The following is a 19,912-nucleotide window of genomic DNA, read 5'->3' as shown; positions in this document are numbered from 1 at the left end:
CCTGGTTTGATGGTAGTGGGCCGGGTACGCGTGCCCGTCCTGTCTGCCGTCACACGGGGTGAGAAGCCATGCGCAAGCGGGTAGTCACGGAGCCGGCCCGAGACCGGGGGCCGGCGATCCTCGCACCGGCCCGGTTCGGCGGTTATCCCGGCCCGGTCCGGGAGGCGACGAAGGGCGACACCCTCTGGCGGCTGCTGCGCACGACCGACGCGAAGCTCATCGGCCTGCTGTACCTGCTCACCTCGTTCCTGTTCTTCCTGATCGGCGGCGTGCTGGCGCTGGTGATCCGCGCGGAGCTGGGCCGGCCGGGAATGCAGATCGTCTCCCCCGAGCAGTACAACCAACTGTTCACCATGCACGGCACGATCATGCTGCTGCTGTTCGCCACGCCACTGGTCTTCGCCTTCGGCAACTACATCGTCCCGCTCCAGATCGGCGCACCCGACGTCTCGTTCCCCCGGCTCAACGCCCTGGCCTACTGGCTGTACCTGTTCGGCGGGTCGATGGTGCTGGGCAGCTTCGCCACCCCGGGGGGCGCGGCCGACTTCGGCTGGTTCGCGTACACGCCGTTGAGCACGGGGCAGCACAGCCCGGGAGTCGGCGGGAACCTGTGGGTGGTCGGCCTCGTGGTCTCCGGCCTGGGCACCATCCTCGGCGCGGTCAACATGATCACGACCATCATCACCCTGCGCGCGCCGGGCATGACGATGTTCCGGATGCCGATCTTCACCTGGAACCTGCTGCTCACCAGCCTCCTGGTGATCTTCGTGTTCCCGCTGCTCGCCGCCGCGCTCCTGGCGCTGGGCTCGGACCGGATCCTGCACTCGCACGTCTTCGACGCCACGACCGGCGGGCCGATGCTCTGGCAGCACCTGTTCTGGTTCTTCGGCCACCCCGAGGTCTACATCGTGGCGCTGCCGTTCTTCGGCATCATCACCGAGATCATCCCGGTCTTCTCCCGGAAGCCGATCTTCGGCTACACCGGTCTGGTGCTCGCCACGATCTCGATCACCGTGCTGTCGATGACCGTCTGGGCGCACCACATGTTCGTCACCGGGCAAGTGCTGCTGCCGTTCTTCAGCATCCTGAGTTATCTCATTGCGGTGCCCACCGGGGTGAAGTTCTTCAACTGGATCGGCACCATGTGGAAGGGCCAGATCACCTTCGAGACGCCGATGCTCTTCGCGGTCGGCTTCCTGGTGACCTTCCTGTTCGGTGGCCTGACCGGCGTGCTGCTGGCCAGCCCGCCGGCCGACTTCCACGTCTCCGACACGTACTTCGTGGTGGCGCACTTCCACTACGTGCTCTTCGGCACCATCGTGTTCGCGGCCTTCGGCGGCGTCTACTTCTGGTTCCCGAAGATGACCGGGCGGCTGCTCGACGAGCGACTGGGCAAGATCCACTTTTGGACGATGTTCACCGGCTTCCACATGACGTTCCTGGTGCAGCACTGGCTGGGCGCCGAGGGCATGCCCCGCCGGTACGCCGACTACCTGCCCGGAGACGGCTTCACGGTGCTGAACGAGGTCTCCACCATCGGGTCGTTCATCCTCGGCGCGTCCACCCTGTTCTTCATCTACAACGCCTGGAAGTCCTGGCGGTACGGCGCCATGGTGACCGTCGACGACCCGTGGGGCTACGGCAACTCCCTGGAGTGGGCCACCACCTGCCCGCCGCCGCTGCGCAACTTCGACCGGATGCCGCGGATCCGCTCCGAGCGGCCCGCCTTCGACCTGAAGTACGGCCCGCTGGTTTCCGACCTGGGCCGCGACCTGCCGCAGCGCACCACCAAACCCCCGCAGCACTTCATGGAGGAGCTGCACCACGAGCGGCACGTCCCGGAGTCGCCGGCCGCCGAGGGCGCGCACGGCGCACGCGAGGCCGTCGAGTACCAGCCCGCACCGCAGTCCGGCGCCCGGCCGATCGACGTGCCGGAGCCGGAGGAGGTGCGCCGGCCCAGCTTCGACGAGACCGACGAGCCGGAGGAAACCCAGCTGGGCCCGCAGCGCAGCAAGCCGTCCCACCCCCGCTGGGAGCACCCCCGCGGGCCCGGGGACACCGAGGAGAACTGAGCAGGACCACCCATCCAAGGAGGGCCGGCGCCGTCGGGCGCCGGCCCTCCTTGTCACGTGCGGGTCAGTCGGCGGCGGGCAGGCCGGCCGCGGCGAGCGAGCGGCGCACCGCGGGCTGCACCCGGGTCAGCCGCAGCGGCACCCCGGTGCGGGCGGCGGCGTCCCGGCCGGCCATCAGCGCGGCGATCCCGCCGGCGTCGAAGCCGCCCGCGCCCACCAGGTCGACCACCACCTCGCTGGGCTGCCCGGTGACCGCCTCCAGCATGGCCCTGCGAAGCTGGTTGGCGCCGTCCCGATCGACCTCTCCCCCGACCTCGACGACCACCCGGTCGCCGTTCTGCTTCACGGAGATCCTCGCCTTGGCCGGCTCGGACTCGGCCGCGCCGTTCTGCCAGGGTGGCGGGGCGTCGGCGAGCATCGCCTGACGCAGCCAGGTCAGCGCCCGGGACAGCAGCCGGGACACGTGCATCTGCGAGATGCCGAACCGGGCCGCGATCTCGGCCTGGGTCTGGTTGCCGTAGAAGCGCATGGCGAGGATCCGCCGCTCACGCCAGGGCAGCCGGTGCAGCAGGCCGCTGACCGTGACGCGGTCGTCGACCGACTCCAGGGCGTTGTCCGACTCGCCGACCAGGTCGCCGAACTCGGCGGAACTCTCGCCGCCGACCGGCGCGTTGAGCGACGCCGGGCTGTAGCCGGCAGCCGACTCCAGGGCGGCCAGGATCTCCTCCTCCGGCGTCTCCAGCCGCTCGGCCAGCTCGTGGACCGTGGGCGCCCGGGACAGCTCGCTGGTCAGCGCCGCGGTCGCCTGCCCGACCTCCAGGATCAGGTCGCGCAGCCGACGCGGCACGTGCACACCCCAGGTGCGGTCCCGGAAGTGCCGTTTGATCTCGCCGACGATGGTGATCGCGGCGTACGCGGTGAACGAGCCGCGCTCCGGGTCGTACCGGTCGACGGCGTTGACCAGGCCGAGACGGGCCACCTGCTCCAGGTCCTCCAGCGGTTCCCCGCGGCCCCGGTAGCGGCGGGCCAGCCGGCCGGCGAAGGGCAACGCGAAGCGGACCAGGTCGTCCCGCGCCTCCTGCCGCCGCTCCGGTGGCAGGCCGGCGATCCGTGCCGCGTACGCCAGCGCCGCCGCGTCGAGGTCCTCCAGGCCCCGTTCGGTGGGTGGTGGTGTGGGTGTGGTGGTCTGTCCGAACATCCGCGCCTCCCTCAGGAAGGTCCCCCGCCCGGATCGGAACCGGTCGTGCGCGTGGTTGGGCCACGCCGGGCCGGAAGTTGGGTTACGTGACGGAACGTCGGAAGCGGCGGCCGCCCGCCGCACGGCGTCGTGGGCCGTTCCGCGGCGAGCGGTGTTCCCGCTCCGTAGGTACTCAATCACGGACCGCAGGATCGCGAGGATGTTTCGCCAGGTTGGTCGGCGACCCGCCGACGGCCGGCCTCAGGAGAGCAGCAACCCCTGGTGGGCGCCCGCGTCGCGCAGCGCGGCGAGGGCCTCGGCCATCCGCAGCGGCGGCGGCACCGGGAGGTCGTACGGCTGGTTGCGCAACACCTCCGTGGCACGCCGGGTGGGGACCGCGGTGACCGGGTAGCCGCGCGCCGAGCCCCGGTCCAGGGCGCGCCGGCGCCGCCCGAATCCGGCCACCGCGAGCCACTGCGGCAGCCCCGCGAGGGCCGGCGAGCGGACCCCGGGCGGCTCGGGCAGCACGTCCACCGAGCTGAACGGCTCGCTGCCGGCGAGCCACCACTCCACCCCCTGCACCCGCCGCCGCGTCGCGTTCTCGCACCAGTAGGGCACCAGCCCGGCCCGGATCACCTGCCACGGGTCGAGCAGCCGGCCGCACTCGACCACCAGGCGGTCGCCGGTCTTCCCGGCCCGGCGCAGCCAGCGGCGGTAGAGGTCGGCGGTCGCGGCGCTCAGCGCGTCCGGCTGGGGGACGACGACCCGGTGCAGCGGGTGCCCGTGCCGGCCGCCCCACTCCCGGGCGTCGTGCTCGAAACCGGACTCCACGCCGTTCTCGGCGAACGCCGCCGGGGAGGTGACGTCCGGGGGCGTCCAGCGCGCCCCGTCGCCGCCGGCCGAGCGGAGCACCTGGCGCAGCGCGTGCGCGTCCGGGTGGAAGTCGACCGGGTCTAGCCCGCTCGCCGGGGAGCCGACCTGGAAGCTGTGCCCGCTCCCCTCGTCCCGCACCGGCCAGGTGCGCGCGTCGTGCAGCAGCAGCACCGGCGCGCCGGGCTCCAGCCCTTCGCTGAGGAACCGGGCGTACGCCGCGGGCAGCGCCCGCCACCGCAGCGCGAGGGCCACCGTGGCGCCCGCCGAGGCGCCCCGGCTGGCCGGGCAGTACACCTGCCGGACGTGCACGCGCGGGTTGCCGGCGAGCAGCCGGCCGGCGAGCGCGGCCCCGTGGTCCAGCGCGGCGTCCGGGCGGTCCACCGCGCCCGGGGTCCAGTGCGCGGACACTTCGAACGCGGCGGGCAGCCAGGGCACCCCGAGCGCCACCGCCAGGTGCGCCGCCGCGCCGTGCGGCGAGCCGAGCACCGCCCCGGGCCAGCGGCGGGCCGGGTACTGGCCGACGAACCACCCGGCCACCCGCTCGGCGTCCACCTCGGCCACCTGGGCGGGGGTGAGCGCGGCCCGGCCGGCGGCCCGCGCCGCGGCGGCGCGGCGCACCGGCTCCGGGGCCCCGGTGAAGCGGGACAGCGGGCCCGGGTGGCCGAGGTCGCCGCAGTCGTCGCCGCGCAGCGCCCGCGCCGTCACCGCGACCAGCAGCCGGGCGGCGCTGCCCACGGCGACTACCCGGTCCCCGGTCGACCCCACGGGCACCTTGCGCACCGGCTCCACCTTCCCTCGTTCGCTCACCACGCGGCCCGGCTTCCCGTCCCTCTGGGGTCTAAACGGGGCATCCCCCCACGGGTCGGACCAATCAGCGGGCGGGCGGCGGCACCACGCGGGGCACGCACCGCACCCAGGCACGTCGTTCCGCCGTGCCCCGCCGTCCCGGGTCGAACCGGCACTTCCGCGCGCGGCCCGACGACGAGAAAATCTTGGAGAGCTGCCGTTCCGCTCGAACGGCAACTCTCCAAGATCGCAAACGCCGGCTTCGATCCGTTAGACGAGGTCCTCCGCCTCCACGGCGGCCTCGGCCTCCAGCACCCGCTCCCGCACCCGCCGGGCCGCATCCCCGTCGGCGAACAGCCCACGCAGGTCGGCCAGGGCCGGCTCGGGCGGGTCCAGCGGCACGGCCGGGTCGACCACGGCCTCGAACACGCTGGGCCGATCCGCGGCGAGCACCTCGTCCCAGGCGGGACCGACCAGGTCGGGGCGGTCCACCCGCACCCCGTGCAGGCCGAGCAGCCGGGCCCAGCCGGCGTACGGCACGTCGGGCCGCCGGTCGGCGAACGCACCGGGCGGTCGTCCGCCACCCGTCCCGGACTGGTCGCGGTTGTTCAGCACCAGCACCACCAGCCGGGGATCCCGCCACTCCTGCCAGTGGTGCGCCACCGTGATCAGCTCGGCCAGCCCGTTGAGCTGCATGGCCCCGTCGCCGAGCAGCGCGATCACCGGCTCGTCCTGGCGGGCCAGCTTGGCGGCCACCGCGTACGGCAGGGCGCAGCCCATCGAGCCGAGCGTGCCGCAGAGCTGCGCCCGGACGCCGGTGGGCAGTTCCAGGTGCCGGGCGTACCAGTAGATGACCGAGCCGACGTCCACCGCGACGGAGCCGCGGCGCGGCAGCCGGGCGGAGAGTTCCTGGAGCACGAGCTGCGGGTTGAGCGGCTCCGCCGGGGCAGCGGCCCGCTCGGCGGCGGCCTCCCGCCACCGGTCGACCGAGCTCTCCACCACGCTGCGCCACTGCGGGTTGGGCCGGTCCGGCACCCGGCCCAGCAGCGCGCGGAGCGTCTCGGCGGCGTCGCCGACCAGCGGCACGTCCACGGGATAACGGGTGCCGATGCGCCGGCCGTCGATGTCGATCTGGATGGTGCGGACCTGGCCCGGCATCGGGAACCAGTCGGTCCACGGGTCGTTGGTGCCGACCAGCAGCAGGGTGTCACAGCCCCCCATGAGCTGGGCGGCGGCGGTGGTGCCGACCTCGCCGAGCACGCCCGTGTGGAAGGGCAGCCGCTCGTCGAGCACCGGCTTGCCCAGCAGCGAGGTGGCCACGCCCGCGTCGAGCCGGTCGGCGAGTGCCATGACCTCGTCGGCCGCGCCGTGCGCGCCCTGGCCGACCAGGATCGCCAGCCGCTGACCGGTGCCGAGCAGCGCGGCGGCGGCGTCCAGATCGGCGTCGTGCGGCAGCACCCGGGCCAGCGGCTCGCCCGGGGTCGCCGACATCACACCGGCGACCTGCGGCTGCAGGTCCGGGACGGCCGCCACCTGGAGGGCGCGCGGCAGCACCACGCAGGTCGGGCTGCGGGTCGCCGCGGCGGTGCGGAACGCCTGGTCCAGCAGGCCCGGCACCTGGTCCGGCGTGCGGCCGTAGCGGACGAACTGGTTGCAGACGTCGCCGAAGAGCCGGCTCAGCCCGATCTCCTCGTGCGCCCCGCCGAGCGGGCCGGTGACGTCCTCGCCGACGATCGCCACCACCGGTTTGCTGTCCAGCTTGGCGTCGTAGAGGCCGTTGAGCAGGTGCACCGCGCTCGGCCCCTGGGTGGCCAGGCAGACCCCGATCTCGCCGGTGAACTTGGCGTGCCCGGTGGCCATGAACGCGGCGGTCTCCTCGTGTCGGGCGGGGACGAAATCCGGGTCCCCGCCCGCGGCGTCCAGCGCGGCGACCAACGGGGCGATCGCCGCCCCCGGGTAGCCGAAGGCCCGAGGCACTCGCCAGGCCCGCAGCCGTTCGACGACCAGGTCCGCCACCGTACGGTCAGCCATTGCCCCGCCCGGGCGTGCTGGCGTCGACGTAGCGCAGCACGGCGCCGACCCCGTCGGTGAGTTCCGGCGCCTCCTCCGGCGCGAGCACGGTCAGCTCGGCGTCGGTGCCGATCAGCGCGCGCAGCAGCGCGGCGTCCGCGCGTACCTTCTGCGGGTCGGCCACCGACATGTCCGCCAGCTGCTGTGGGTCGGTGGCGATCTCGGTCGGTTCGGGCCCGATCCAGAGCTTGCCGTTGGCGGAGGCGTCGTCGACGATCAGCATGGTGTCGACCTGGTTCCGTTGCAGGGCGGAGACCACCGCGTCCAGGCCGGCGCCGACGTCCTCCTGCACGCCGAAGCGGTCGAGCGCGGCGGCGATCCGCTGGTCGGCGACCTCGGCGATGGTCTGCACGGTGATGTCGTCCATCAGGGTGTCGTCGGCGCCGATGTAGTCGCGGGAGCCGGCGTCGGTGCGGACCAGCACGTCCTGCCAGCGCTCCGGCAGCTGGGCGGCGATCATCCCCGTCGCCCGGATGTCCCCGGCCACCACCACCACGTCCGCGCCGACCCGGTCGGCCAGCTCGGCGGTGGCCGCGGCGGCGTCACCGGCGTTGTGGTGCCACGCCTCCATGGCGGCCCGCTGGTAGCGGGACTGCGACCAGCCGCCCGGCTGCACCCGGCGCAGCTGCCAGCTCTCCCGTCCCGTCACCCTCGCCCGGCGCGGCACCCCGCCGGCGCTGACCGCGACGACGTCCGCCCCGGTCCGGTCGGCCAGCACCCGCACCCAGGCGATCTGCTCGCCGCGCTGGGCGACCAGCGGCATCGTGTGCGGCAGCGCGGACCAGCTGGCCAGATCGCGCAGCGGCGGCGCGGATAGGTACTCGGTGAGCACCACCCGCCCCCGGTTGGCGAAGACCGCGATGCCGTAGTCGCCGGGCATCGGATCGTGCCGGCGGACCACCTCCTCGACCGCCTCGACGGTCGCCTGGTCGGCGCCCTGCCCGATCAGGTTTCCCTTGAGCGCGCGCCAGCGCAGGTCGACCTGCGGACGCGCGTCGTGGGTGTCCCGGGAGGCGTCCAGGTAGACCGAGCACCAGGGCCCGGGACGGTCGTAGAGCGGGCGCAGGAAGGACAGCTGCATGCTCGACCCCTTTCCAGCTCGGCCGCACGCATACCCGCGCGACCCCGGATGTCACCTTCCGGGGCGGGCCGTGACCGGCGTTCATTCACGTCGTTCAACCCGAGGAATCGATACCATCAGTGAACGGAACGGAACTCTCGGTGGTGAACATGGACACGGAGCTGCACATCCGGCGCGCCGTCCACCCGACGGAACGGATCGTCACCGGCCGGTTGGTCCGCCTCATGGAGGGCTACGCCCGCGAGGTGCGGGTGGGGCAGCCCGTCCTGGTCGCGGTGCTGACCGCGGCGGGCGTGGTGGGGCTGCTGCTGAGGGTGGTGCGCGCCCTGCTCAGCCGTGGCGGCGGGGGCGCCCGGCGCAGCTTCAAGGAGCTGAAGCAGGGGCCCGAGTTCCTGGTCACCCCGGTCCGGGTGCGCGACGCGGCCGGCCGGCTGGTGGAGGTGGAGCTGCACGGCCACCTGCCGCAGAGCGCCCTGCACCCCGGCGACCACGTGCAGCTCACCCTCCGCCCGCAGCGCGACGCCGACCTGCCGCCCCGGATCGAGCGGATCGTCAACCTGACCACCGGCCAGCTGCTGACCCCGCGTACCGCGACGGTCTGGTCGCACCTGGGGCCGGCGCTGCTGCTGCAGGCGATGCTCGGGGTGCTGCTGGTGGCGGGCGTCGCCGCCTGCTCCGCGCTCGGCTAAAGGTTTCCGCTGCCGCCGCCCGGGGCACCGCCTGGCTCATGTTCCCCGGATTCACCCTGGCGGAGATCGACCTCGGCGCGGTCCGGCTGCGGGTCCGGCACGGCGGCTCCGGGCCGCCGGTGGTGCTGCTGCACGGGCATCCGCGTACGCACGCCACCTGGCACCGGGTCGCGCCGCTGCTCGCCGCCCGGCACACCGTGATCTGCCCCGACCTGCGCGGCTACGGCGGCTCGTCGAAGCCGCCGAGCGACCCGGCGCACACGGTCTACTCCAAGCGGGCGATGGCCGGCGACGTGGTGGCGCTGCTCGACGCGCTCGGCCACCCCCGGGCGGCGGTCGTCGGCCACGACCGGGGGTCGTACGTGGCCATGCGCACCGCGCTGGACCACCCGGACCGGGTGACCCGGCTCGGCGTGCTGGACGGGGTGCCGATCGGCGAGGCGCTGGCCCGCTGCGACGCCCGGTTCGCGGCCCGCTGGTGGCACTGGTTCTTCCTCGGCCAGCTCGCCAAGCCGGCCGAGCGGGTGATCAACGCCGACCCGGACGCCTGGTACGGCGGCTCGCCGGAGGCGATGGGCGCGGAGGCGTACGCCGACTACCGCCGGGCCATCCACGACCCGGCCACGGTGCACGCGATGTGCGAGGACTACCGGGCCGGGCTGGGCCCGGATCGGGCGGCGGACGACGCGGAGCAGGCCGCCGGCCGGCGGATCGGCTGTCCGGTGCTCTTCGCCTGGTCAGGGCGGGACGACATGGTTGAGCTGTACGGCGACCCGGCGGCGATCTGGCGGGACTGGGCGGACGACGTGCGGGCGGCCTCGATCCCCTCCGGCCACCACATGGCCGAGGAGGCGCCCGGAGAGCTGGCCGCCCTGCTCAGCGACTTCCTGGCCGGGTGACCCCGGCGGTCAGCCGACCGGGGTGAGGGACCGGTCGGTGGGGGCCGGGGTGGCCAGGAGGCCGCGGCGGCGCGCCCAGCGCTCGAAGAGCACCGTGGCGAACGGCGGCACGGCGCAGGCCAGCGCGATCGCGGTGTGCCACAGCGACCAGCGCCGCTGCCGGGCCACCACCAGCACGAGCAGCCCGTACGCCACGAAGAGCGCGCCGTGGACCGGGCCGAACACGTGCACGCCGATCTCGTTGCGCGGCGGCCCGTACTTGACGGCCATGCCGGCCAGCAGGGCGGCCCAGGAGCAGGCCTCGGCGATCGCCGCTGCCACGAACAGCCGGATGGTGGTCTCGCGCATCCGGCCATGCTAGCCAGCCGCACCCATCGGACCGGCCGGGACACTGTGCGGCGCGACAGGGATCACCGGCGGGAGAGCTGGGTAGTAATGGGTCCCCCGGCTCTTTCCCCGCGCCGCCGTGGCGTGCGAGGTTAGGGGGACCAACGGTGACAGGGTGGTGACCATGGGCGAGGACGTCGGCGTGCGCACCTTCAGCCGGGAGGACCGGGCCCGCTACCGCGACAAGGTGCGGCGCTGCCTGGACGTGTTCGCCGAGATGCTGCGCGAGTCCCGCTTCGACGTGGAGCGGCCGATGACCGGGCTGGAGATCGAGCTGAACCTCGTCGACGGCGACTCCCAGCCCGCCATGCGCAACGCCGACGTGCTGGAGGCGATCGCCGATCCCAGCTTCCAGACCGAGCTGGGCCAGTTCAACATCGAGATCAACGTGGCGCCGCGCCGGCTCACCGGCACCGGCACGGCGCAGTTCGAGGAGCACGTCCGGGCCAGCCTCAACGCCGCCGAGGAGAAGGCCCGCACGGTCGGCGCGCACATGGTGATGATCGGCATCCTGCCGACCCTGCGCCCGGAGCACCTGACCGCCGCCACGCTCTCGGCCAACCCCCGCTACGCCCTGCTCAACGAGCAGATCTTCGCCGCCCGGGGCGAGGACTTGCGGATCTCGATCAGTGGGGTGGAGCGGCTGGCCACCACCGCGGACACCATCACCCCCGAGGCGGCCTGCACCAGCACCCAGTTCCACCTCCAGGTCAGCCCGGCCCAGTTCGCCGACTACTGGAACGCCGCGCAGGCGATCGCCGGCATCCAGGTCGCGCTCGGCGCGAACTCGCCGCTGCTGTTCGGCCGCGAGCTGTGGCGGGAGACCCGGGTCCCGCTGTTCCAGCAGGCCACCGACACCCGCGCCGAGGAGATCAAGGCCCAGGGGGTACGCCCCCGGGTCTGGTTCGGGGAACGCTGGATCACCAGCGTGTTCGACCTGTTCGAGGAGAACGTGCGCTACTTCCCGGCGCTGCTACCGGTCTGCGACCCGGAGGACCCGGCGGAGACCCTGGCCGCCGGCGGCGTGCCGAAGCTCGCCGAACTGCGGCTGCACAACGGCACCGTCTACCGCTGGAACCGCCCGGTCTACGACGTGCTGAAGGGGCGCCCGCACCTACGGGTGGAGAACCGGGTGCTGCCCGCCGGGCCGACCGTGCTGGACACCGTCGCCAACGGCGCCTTCTACTTCGGTCTGGTCCGCGCCCTCGCCGAGTCGGACCGGCCGCTCTGGTCGCAGATGTCGTTCAGCGCGGCCGAGGAGAACTTCACCAACTGCGCCCGGCACGGCATCGACGCCCAGGTGTTCTGGCCCGGGCTGGGCTACCTGCCGGTGACCGAGCTGGTGCTGCGCCGGCTGCTGCCGCTGGCCCACCACGGGCTCGACCGGTGGGGCCTCGACCCCGCCGAGCGGGACCGGCTGCTCGACATCGTCGAGCAGCGCTGCCTGACCGGCCGCAACGGCGCCACCTGGCAGGTGGAGACGCTGCACCGGCTGGAGTCCGCCGACCACCTGGACCGGCCGGAGGCGCTGCGCGAGGTGGTCCGCCACTACGTCGACCTGATGCACAGCAACCGGCCCGTCCACGAGTGGCCGCTGCCCTGACCTTCCCGGCTCAGAGCGGGGACGGGTCGTCGCGCAGCCGGCTGTAGAGCCAGCCGTCGCGCCAGGCGCCGGCGCGGAACTCGCAGGCGCGGGCGATCCCCTCCAGCTGGAAGCCGGCCTTCTCCAGCGACCGCTGCTCGGCGACGTTGAGTGGCCCGCCCCGAGGATGGGGAACGGTCGTCGATCCGCAGGGTCGATGCCCGGCGGCCCTCTACTGGGACGTCCGGCTGCTCGCCCGCCACGAGATCATTCCCTGGTACCCGACGGCCCCCTGGGCCTGACCGGGCGGTGCGGGACCGGGCCGGCCGGCCCGGTCCCGCACCAACGTCAGAGCGCCACGATCGCGGCAGACTCCGGCGGCAGTTCGATCCCGTCGCGCATCACGGTGACCCCCTCGGAGGTGGCGAGCAGCACCCGGCGCACCACGCCGGGCAGGTTGATCCGCTGCGGCTTGCCGGCCAGGTTCGCCACCACCAGGCAGCCGCCGCGCCGCATCAGCAGGAACTGGTCGCCGTGGCGCACCTCGACGTGGCTGAGCCGCGGGTCGGACAGGTCGGGGCGGCGCTTGCGCAGCGCGATCAGCCGCCGGTAGAAGTCGTACATCTCCCGGTGCTCGGGCTTGTCCAGCTCGGCCCAGTCGAGCCGGGACCGGACCAAGGTCTGCGGATCCTGCGGGTCGGGCACCTCCCCCGGCGGCCAGCCGTGCGCGGCGAACTCGCGCCGGCGACCGGCCGCCACCGCGGTGGCCAGTTCCGGCTCCGGGTGGCTGGTGAAGAACTGCCACGGGGTGCTGGCCGCCCACTCCTCCCCCATGAACAGCATCGGGGTGAAGGGCGCGGTCATCAGGAGCGTGGCGCCGACGCGCAGCAGCCCGGCGGAGAGCGTGGCGGAGATCCGGTCGCCGGTGGCCCGGTTGCCGATCTGATCGTGGTTCTGCAGGTACGCCACGAACCGGTGCCCCGGCGTGCGCTGGCGGTCGACGGGCCGGCCGTGGCTGCGGTTGCGGAAGCTGGACCAGGTGCCGGCGTGGAAGAAGGCGCCGGTCAGCACGTCGGTGAGGCACTCCAGCGAACCGAAGTCGCCGTAGTAGCCCTGCCGTTCCCCGGTGAGCAGGGTGTGCAGCGCGTGGTGGGCGTCGTCGTTCCACTGGGCGTGCAGGCCGTACCCACCGGCTTCCGGCGGGGTGATCAGCTTCGGGTCGTTGAGGTCGCTCTCGGCGATCAGCGACAGCGGCCGGCCCAGGTGCGTGGAGAGCGCCTCCACCTCAACCGCCACCTCCTCTAGGAAGTGGGTGGCCCGGGAGTCGGGCATGGCGTGCACGGCGTCCAGCCGCAGCCCGTCGACGTGGTAGTCGCGCAGCCACATCAGCACGCTGTCGACGATGTAGCGGCGCACCCCGTCGGAGTGCGGCCCGTCCAGGTTGACGGTCCGGCCCCAGGTGTTGCTCTGCTCGGTGAGGTACGGCGCGAAGCGCGGCGCGTAGGCCCCGGAGGGCCCGAAATGGTTGTAGACGACGTCGAGGATCACCCCCAGCCCCTTGGCGTGTGCCGCGTCGACGAAGCGCTTGAGCCCGTCCGGCCCCCCGTACGGCTCGTGCGGCGCGTACCAGCAGACCCCGTCGTAGCCCCAGTTGTGCTCGCCGTTGAAGGCGTTGACCGGGAGCAGCTCGACCAGGTCGACGCCGAGGTCGACCAGGTGGTCGAGGCGGCCGATCGCCGCGTCGAAGGTGCCCTCCGGGGTGAAGGTGCCGATGTGCAGCTCGTAGAGGACGCTGCCGGGCAGCTGCTGCCCGGTCCAGCCCTGGTCGGTCCAGTCGAAGGCGGCGTGGTCGTAGCGCCGGCTCGGCCCGTGCACGCCCTGCGGCTGCCAGGCGGACCGGGGGTCGGGCAGGGCCCGCTCGTCGTCGTCGAGGAGGAACGCGTAGTCGGTGCCGGGTCCGGCGCCGGGCACCTCGACCCGCCACCAGCCCTCCGGACCGGGACGCATGTCGTGGTCGGCGACGCCGGGCAGGCGCAGCCGCACCCGGGCGGCTTCGGGCGCCCACACCGTGAACTCGGTCATGCGGCAGCCTCCACGGAGTCGGTGGGAGCGAGGAGGGCGACGGGATAGGTGCTCAGCAGATCGTGCATCAGCAGCTCAGCCCCACTGTAGACCCGACCGGTGAACACGTCCGTAACACTGTTGCCGGAAATCGCCAGCGTCGTGTCGCCCCAGCCGCCGGTGCGGGCCAGCCGCAGCGGCAGCCGGGTGGCCACCGCGATCGCGCCGCCCCGGTCGAAGGCCACCGCGTGCGGGCCGGCCGGCCCTCGCGCCGGCACCGGCCGGTAGCCGGTGAACAGCTCCGGGTGGGCCCGGCGCAGCCGCAGGGTGCGGGAGACCACGAGCAGCTTGGCCGCGCCGTCGGCGGCCACCGCCGGCCGCCAGCCGGCGTCGAGCCGGGCCAGCAGCTCCCGGCGTACGGCGAAGTCGACCGGGCGGCGGTTGTCCGGGTCGACCAGGGAGTTCTCCCACAGCTCGGTGCCCTGGTAGGTGTCCGGCACGCCGGGCATGGCGAGCTGGACCAGCTTCTGCCCGAGCGAGTTGGACCAGCCGGCCGGGGTGATCTCGTCGGCGAACGCGGTGAGCTGGGCGTGCAGCTCCGGGTCGTCGTACATCCGATCGACCAGAGCGTGCAACTCGTGCTCGAACCCCGGGTCGGGGTCGGCCCAGCTGGTCGACACCGACGCCTCGCGGGCGGCCTTCTCCGCGTACCCGTGCAGCCGTTCCCGGTCGATGGGCCAGGCCCCGACGGCGGTCTGCCAGAGCAGGTGGGCCAGCGCCGGATCGGCCAGCGGTGCGTGGGACATCCAGTCGGCCACCCGCTCGGCCCAGCGCCCGGGCAGCTCGGACAGGACCGCGAGGCGGGCCCGGACGTCCTCGCCGCGCTTGGTGTCGTGGGTGGAGAGCGTGGTCATGCTCGCCGGCCAGCGGACCTGCCGGGCGGCGGCGAAGCGGTGGAACTCGGCCGGCGGCACGCCGAAGTGGGCGGGGCTGCCGCCCACCTCGTTGAGCGCCACGAACCGGCTCCACCGGTAGTAGGCGGTGTCCTCGACCCCCTTGGCCATCACCGCGCCGGACAGCTGCGGGAAGCGGGCGGCCAGCTCGTGGTCGGGGTCGCGGAGCCGGGCGGTGATCGCGTCCAGGACGGCGGTCAGGTCGGGGCGGCGGCGGCCGGCCTCGGAGCGGGCGGCGGCGAGGTGCCGGGCGCCCTCCGGCGGGTAGCCGCGGTAGACCGGGAAGCAGGCGGCCAGCTCGGCGAGGGCCGCCCGGACCTGCTCGCCGGGCAGCTCGGGGACGAGCGCGGCGAGCCGGCTCAGCTCGGCGGCGAGCAGCCGGGTGGCCGCGGCCAGCTTGGTGTCGTGGGTGAGGTCCTCCCAGGAGGTGTGCCGCCCGGTGAGCCGGCCGTCCAGCGCCGTGAAGTCCGCCTCGGCCTCCGGGTCGACGAAGAGCCCGCCGGCCGCGGGCAGGGCGTCGTAGCCGGTGGTGCCGTCGACCGGCCAGTCCGGCAGCTCCTCGCCGTACTCCAGGATCTTCTCCACGACCAGCCAGGCGCCGGGCGCGGCGGCGCGCAGCCGGGCCAGGTAGCCCGCGGGATCGCGGAGCCCGTCCGGGTGGTCGACCCGGATGCCGTCGAGGTCGCCGGCGGCGGCCCAGCGCAGGATCTCCGCGTGGGTGGCGCGGAAGACCTCCGGGTCCTCGACCCGCAGCCCGGCCAGGTCGGACACGGCGAAGAACCGGCGGTACGTCAGCTCGGTGTCGCCGCGCCGCCAGTTGACCAGCTCGTAGTGCTGCCGGTCGTGCACCTCGCGGGGCGTCCCGTCCCCGGTGCCGTCGGCGATCGGGAAGCGGTGCTCGTGGTAGCGCAGCTCCCCGTCGACCACCTTGAGGTCGTCGAGGGCGTCGGGGCTGTCGGCGAGCACCGGCAGCAGCAGCCGGCCCCGGTTCCAGTCGATGTCGAACCAGTCCGCGTACGCCGAGGCCCGGCCCCGGCGCAGCACGTCCCACCAGGCCGGGTTGGCCGCCGGCCGGGCCACCCCGGCGTGGTTGGGGACGATGTCCACGACCAGGCCGAGCCCGGCCGCCCGCAGCGCCCGGATCAGGCGCTGCCGGCCACCCTCGCCGCCGAGTTCCGGGTTGACCGCGCGGTGGTCGACCACGTCGTAGCCGTGCTGGGAGCCGGGGGTGGCGGTGAGCAGGGGCGCGCTGTAGAGGTGGGTGACCCCGAGGTCGGCCAGGTAGCCGGCGAGGCCGGCGGTGGCGTCGAGGTCGAAGCCGGGGCGGACCTGGACGCGGTAGGTCGACCCCACCCGCGTCGTCGTCGCCGTCGTGTCATCGGGGTGGGGGGTGTCGGGCATGGGTCAGGCCGTCCTCTCCAGGACCAGCAGCGAGCGGTCGGGGACGCAGACGCTCCCGCCCGCCTCGACCGTCAGGCTCTTCTCCGGATCCGGGTCCGCGGTGCTGATGACCAGCTCCCACCGCTGCCCGAACTCGGCCGGCGGCAGGGTGAAGTCCAGCGGCGCGTCGTGCGCGTTGAACAGCAGCAGGAAGGAGTCGTCCCGGTGGCGCTGGCCGTACTGGCCGCGTTCCGGGATACCCTCGCCGTTGACGAACAGGGCCACCGAGCGGCCGAAGTCGTTGCCCCAGTCCTCGCCGGTCATCTCCCGGCCGTCCGGGGTGTACCAGGCCAGGTCGGGCAGGGCGGTGCCGGCGGCCCGGCCGCCGACCGGCAGCCCGGTGAAGAAACGCCGCCGCTGGAACACCCGGTGCCGCATCCGGAACTCGGTGAGCCGCTGGACGAACCCGACCAGGTCCTCGTCGGCCTGCTCCCAGTCGACCCAGGCCAGCTCGCTGTCCTGGCAGTAGGCGTTGTTGTTGCCGCGCTGGGTGCGGCCCAACTCGTCGCCGTGGCCGATCATCGGCACGCCCTGGCTGAGGATCAGGGTGGCCAGGAAGTTGCGCCGCTGCCGGGCGCGCAGGGCGAGCACGCCGGGGTCGTCGGTCTCCCCCTCGACGCCGCAGTTCCAGGAGCGGTTGTGGCTCTCCCCGTCCCGGTTCTCCTCGCCGTTGGCCTCGTTGTGCTTGTCGTTGTAGGAGACCAGGTCGTTGAGGGTGAACCCGTCGTGGCAGGTGACGAAGTTGATGCTGTGGAACGGGCGGCGCCCGTCGTCCTGGTAGAGGTCGGCGGAGCCGGAGATCCGGGAGGCGAACTCGGCCAGGGTGGCCGGCTCGCCGCGCCAGAAGTCCCGCACGGTGTCCCGGTACTTGCCGTTCCACTCGCTCCATTGCGGCGGGAAGTTGCCCACCTGGTAGCCGCCCGGGCCCACGTCCCACGGTTCGGCGATCAGCTTGACCCGGCCGACGACCGGGTCCTGCTGCACCACCTCGAAGAAGGTGGAGAGGCGGTCCACCTCGTAGAACTCCCGGGCCAGGGTGGCCGCGAGGTCGAAGCGGAAGCCGTCGACGTGCATCTCGGTGACCCAGTAGCGCAACGAATCCATGATCAGCTGGAGCGAGTGCGGGCTGCGCACGTTGAGGCTGTTGCCGGTGCCGGTGTAGTCGACGAAGTAGCGGCGGTCGGACTCCGAGAGCCGGTAGTAGCTCGGGGTGTCGATGCCCTTGAAGCTCAGCGACGGCCCGAGGTGGTTGCCCTCGGCGGTGTGGTTGTAGACCACGTCGAGGATCACCTCGATGCCGGCCGCGTGCAGCGCCTTGACCATGCCGCGGAACTCCTGCACCTGCTGGCCGAGCCGGCCCAGCGCCGAGTAGCCGTGGTGCGGGGCGAAGAAGCCGATGGTGTTGTAGCCCCAGTAGTTGCGCAGCCCCAGGTCGGCCAGGCGGTGGTCGTGCACGAACTCGTGCACCGGCATCAGCTCGACCGCGGTCACCCCGAGCCGCTTGAAGTAGTCGATCATCACGGGCGAGGCGATCGCCGCGTACGTGCCGCGCAGTTCCTCGGGGATGTCGGGGTGGCGCATGGTCAGCCCGCGCACGTGCGCCTCGTAGATCACCGAGTGGTGGTAGGGCGTGCGCGGCGGCCGGTCGTTGCCCCAGTCGAAGTACGGGTTCACCACCACCGACTTCGGCATGAACGGCGCCGAGTCGGTGTCGTTCCGCCGGTCCGGGTCGCCGCCCACCTCGTAGTCGTAGACGGCCGGGTCCCACCGGACCTCCCCGTCGACCGCCTTGGCGTACGGGTCCAGGAGCAGCTTGTGCGGGTTGCCGCGCAGCCCGTTGGCCGGGTCCCACGGTCCGTGCACCCGGTAGCCGTAGCGCTGGCCGGGCTCGATGCCGGGCAGGTAGGCGTGCCAGACGTAGGCGTCGACCTCGCGCAGCTCGACCCGGAGCTCGGCGCCGGTGTCCCACTCGTCGAACAGGCAGAGCTCGATCTTCTCCGCCACCTCCGAGAAGATCGCGAAGTTGGTCCCCATCCCGTCGTAGGTGGCGCCGAGGGGGTAGCTCTCGCCCGGCCAGACCTGCATGTCGCTCCTTCGGCCCATGATCACGAGCGCACCGGACGGGCGGACCGCCGGTGCGCACGCCGCTAATGCCCCGCCACACGCTCCGCCAATCCACCCGTTCGGACCGTAACCGAAATCCACCCACCTGAGGCGGCCTGGACCTTCAGGTGTTGTCCGTCACGATCGCCCTTTTTGAGATGCGGGTTCGCGCCGGATGGCTTTTCCTGGATCGCGGACACGCGTGCCCGCGCGGGTCCGCCCGGCCACTCGGCCGCCCCACCACACTCCCACGCCGCCAGTGACGTCGGCGCGCACCAGCATGCATGGACGGAGATCGATGTGACCACCCTGCGGGTCGGCGAGCAGCCCGCCGCCGCGCCGGACCGGACCCACCGGCCCACCCTCACCTCCCGCCCGACCGTCCCACCGCAGCCCGGCGTGCCGCCCCGCACCCGGCGCATCCTCATGCTGTCGTGGGAGTACCCGCCGGTGCTCGTCGGCGGCCTCGGCCGCCACGTGCACGCGCTCTCCGTCGCCCTGGCCGCCGCCGGCCACGAGGTCACCGTCGTCACCCGGCACGCCGAGGGCGCGCCGCTGGAGGAGTACGCCGACGGCGTGCGCATCGTCCGCGCCGCCGAGGACCCGGTCACCTTCCCGCTCGCCACCGGCTCGCTGCTGGCCTGGACGATGGCGTTCAACCACACCCTCACCCGGGCCGCCCTGCGCGCCGCCGAGTCCGGCGCGTACGACGCCATCCACGCCCACGACTGGCTGGTCGCGCACACCGCCATGACCCTGCGCGAGCACCTCGACGTGCCGCTGGTCAGCACCATCCACGCCACCGAGGCGGGCCGGCACCAGGGCTGGCTGCCCGAGGAGATGAACCGCACCATCCACGGCGTCGAGCACTGGCTGGCCGCCGAGTCGGGCCGGGTGATCGTCTGCTCCGGCTACATGCGCGACGAGGTGAGCGCGCTGTTCGGGGTGGACCCGGCCCGGGTCGACGTGGTCCCCAACGGGGTGGAGCCGCACCGCTGGCGGGTGCCCGGCTCGGCGGTCGCCGCCGCCCGGGCCCGGTTCGCCGGGGACGGCCCGCTGGTCACCTTCGCCGGCCGGCTGGTCTACGAGAAGGGCGTGCAGCACCTGCTGGCCGGGCTGCCCCGGCTGCGCGACCGGCACCCCGGACTGCGCGCGGTGATCGTCGGCGACGGGCCGTACCGGGCGACCCTGGAGGCCGAGGTGCACCGGCTCGGCCTGGGCGCCACGGTGAGCATGCCGGGCTTCCTCGGCGGCACCGACCTGCCCGCCGTGATGGCCGCCTCCGACTGCTTCGCGGTGCCGAGCATCTACGAGCCGTTCGGCATGGTGGCCCTGGAGGGGGCCGCCGCCGGCGCACCGCTCGCGGTGTCCCGCACCGGCGGGCTGGCCGAGATCGTCGAGCCCGGCGTCACCGGTCTGACCTTCGCCCCGCAGGATCCGGACGGGCTCTCCGAGGCGGTGCACGCGCTGCTCTCCGACCGCGACCGGGCGCGGCTGCTCGCCCGGCGCGCCCGCGCCATGGTCCACGAGCAGTACGGCTGGTCGGCCATCGCGTCCCGCACCGCCGCCGCGTACGCCGCGGCGATCGCGGGCGACGCCGCGTTCACCGCCGCCCGAGCCGAGCAGCGGATGACCCTCGGCCGGGCCGTGCCCGCCCTGCCGGAGGGCAACCTGCTCGCCGCCGCCGGCCTGCGCTGAGCCCGACCGCGACGGCCGCCGACCCACGCGTGGGTCGGCGG

The 19,912-nt window shown here is 73.7% G+C and carries 13 protein-coding genes; 5 read left to right on the top strand and 8 right to left on the bottom strand.

Features of this window, described 5'->3' with window-relative positions; genetic code table 11:
* Positions 1–68: 68 nt before the first annotated feature.
* Positions 69–2,072 (top strand): cytochrome c oxidase subunit I, encoded by a 2,004-nt coding sequence (gene ctaD, locus AB0F68_RS13640; protein WP_357336537.1) that lies wholly within the window; start codon positions 69–71, stop codon positions 2,070–2,072.
* 64 nt (positions 2,073–2,136) lie between these two features.
* On the opposite strand, the gene AB0F68_RS13635 is transcribed toward ctaD, so the two are convergent.
* The 4 genes from AB0F68_RS13635 to AB0F68_RS13620 all read right to left on the bottom strand — a co-directional run bounded on the left by AB0F68_RS13635 (position 2,137) and on the right by AB0F68_RS13620 (position 8,059).
* A complete protein-coding gene (locus AB0F68_RS13635) occupies positions 2,137–3,270 on the bottom strand; it encodes a SigB/SigF/SigG family RNA polymerase sigma factor (protein WP_357336535.1) in 1,134 nt (377 codons plus the stop codon).
* A gap of 240 nt (positions 3,271–3,510) precedes the next feature.
* Positions 3,511–4,902 carry a hypothetical protein gene (locus tag AB0F68_RS13630; RefSeq protein ID WP_357336533.1) on the bottom strand — a complete coding sequence of 464 codons (1,392 nt, stop codon included), beginning with the start codon at positions 4,900–4,902 and terminating at the stop codon, positions 3,511–3,513.
* Positions 4,903–5,178: 276 nt separating this feature from the next.
* Positions 5,179–6,939 (bottom strand): thiamine pyrophosphate-binding protein, encoded by a 1,761-nt coding sequence (locus AB0F68_RS13625; RefSeq protein WP_357336531.1) that lies wholly within the window; start codon positions 6,937–6,939, stop codon positions 5,179–5,181.
* Positions 6,932–8,059 (bottom strand): Vms1/Ankzf1 family peptidyl-tRNA hydrolase, encoded by a 1,128-nt coding sequence (locus AB0F68_RS13620; protein ID WP_357336529.1) that lies wholly within the window; start codon positions 8,057–8,059, stop codon positions 6,932–6,934. Before AB0F68_RS13620 ends, AB0F68_RS13625 begins: the two co-directional genes overlap by 8 nt.
* 140 nt (positions 8,060–8,199) lie before the next feature.
* Here AB0F68_RS13620 and AB0F68_RS13615 point away from each other — a divergent pair, with 140 nt between their 5' ends.
* Positions 8,200–8,748, top strand: a complete 549-nt coding sequence (locus AB0F68_RS13615; RefSeq protein WP_357336984.1) for a hypothetical protein — start codon at positions 8,200–8,202, stop codon at positions 8,746–8,748.
* Positions 8,749–8,786: 38 nt separating this feature from the next.
* Positions 8,787–9,647 carry an alpha/beta hydrolase gene (locus tag AB0F68_RS13610; RefSeq protein WP_357336527.1) on the top strand — a complete coding sequence of 287 codons (861 nt, stop codon included), beginning with the start codon at positions 8,787–8,789 and terminating at the stop codon, positions 9,645–9,647.
* A gap of 9 nt (positions 9,648–9,656) precedes the next feature.
* Here AB0F68_RS13610 and AB0F68_RS13605 read toward each other — a convergent pair whose 3' ends face one another.
* Positions 9,657–9,995 (bottom strand): DUF3817 domain-containing protein, encoded by a 339-nt coding sequence (locus AB0F68_RS13605; RefSeq protein WP_357336524.1) that lies wholly within the window; start codon positions 9,993–9,995, stop codon positions 9,657–9,659.
* A gap of 163 nt (positions 9,996–10,158) precedes the next feature.
* Here AB0F68_RS13605 and AB0F68_RS13600 point away from each other — a divergent pair, with 163 nt between their 5' ends.
* Positions 10,159–11,637: a glutamate--cysteine ligase gene (locus AB0F68_RS13600; protein WP_357336522.1), complete on the top strand. Its 1,479-nt coding sequence runs from the start codon at positions 10,159–10,161 to the stop codon at positions 11,635–11,637.
* Between the two features lie 327 nt (positions 11,638–11,964).
* On the opposite strand, the gene treZ is transcribed toward AB0F68_RS13600, so the two are convergent.
* Genes treZ through glgX form a run of 3 tightly spaced genes read right to left on the bottom strand, consistent with a single transcriptional unit; the run spans position 11,965 to position 18,155 of the window.
* On the bottom strand, positions 11,965–13,698 hold the full coding sequence (gene treZ / locus AB0F68_RS13595; RefSeq protein ID WP_357336520.1) for a malto-oligosyltrehalose trehalohydrolase: 1,734 nt from the start codon (positions 13,696–13,698) through the stop codon (positions 11,965–11,967).
* The gene (treY, locus tag AB0F68_RS13590; protein WP_357336517.1) at positions 13,695–16,031 is read right to left on the bottom strand and encodes a malto-oligosyltrehalose synthase; all 2,337 of its coding nucleotides are present in this window, start codon (positions 16,029–16,031) and stop codon (positions 13,695–13,697) included. The genes treZ and treY overlap by 4 nt, the downstream gene beginning before the upstream one ends.
* Positions 16,032–16,034: 3 nt before the next feature.
* A complete protein-coding gene (glgX, locus tag AB0F68_RS13585; RefSeq protein ID WP_357336510.1) occupies positions 16,035–18,155 on the bottom strand; it encodes a glycogen debranching protein GlgX in 2,121 nt (706 codons plus the stop codon).
* Between the two features lie 318 nt (positions 18,156–18,473).
* Here glgX and AB0F68_RS13580 point away from each other — a divergent pair, with 318 nt between their 5' ends.
* Positions 18,474–19,871: a glycosyltransferase family 4 protein gene (locus AB0F68_RS13580; protein ID WP_357336507.1), complete on the top strand. Its 1,398-nt coding sequence runs from the start codon at positions 18,474–18,476 to the stop codon at positions 19,869–19,871.
* The last annotated feature ends 41 nt before the right edge of the window (positions 19,872–19,912 follow it).

Source organism: Micromonospora sp. NPDC023966, assembly GCF_040639095.1.
Lineage (GTDB): Bacteria > Actinomycetota > Actinomycetes > Mycobacteriales > Micromonosporaceae > Micromonospora.
Note: the sequence above shows the minus strand (reverse complement) of the source record. Positions and strands in the feature narration are given on the sequence as shown.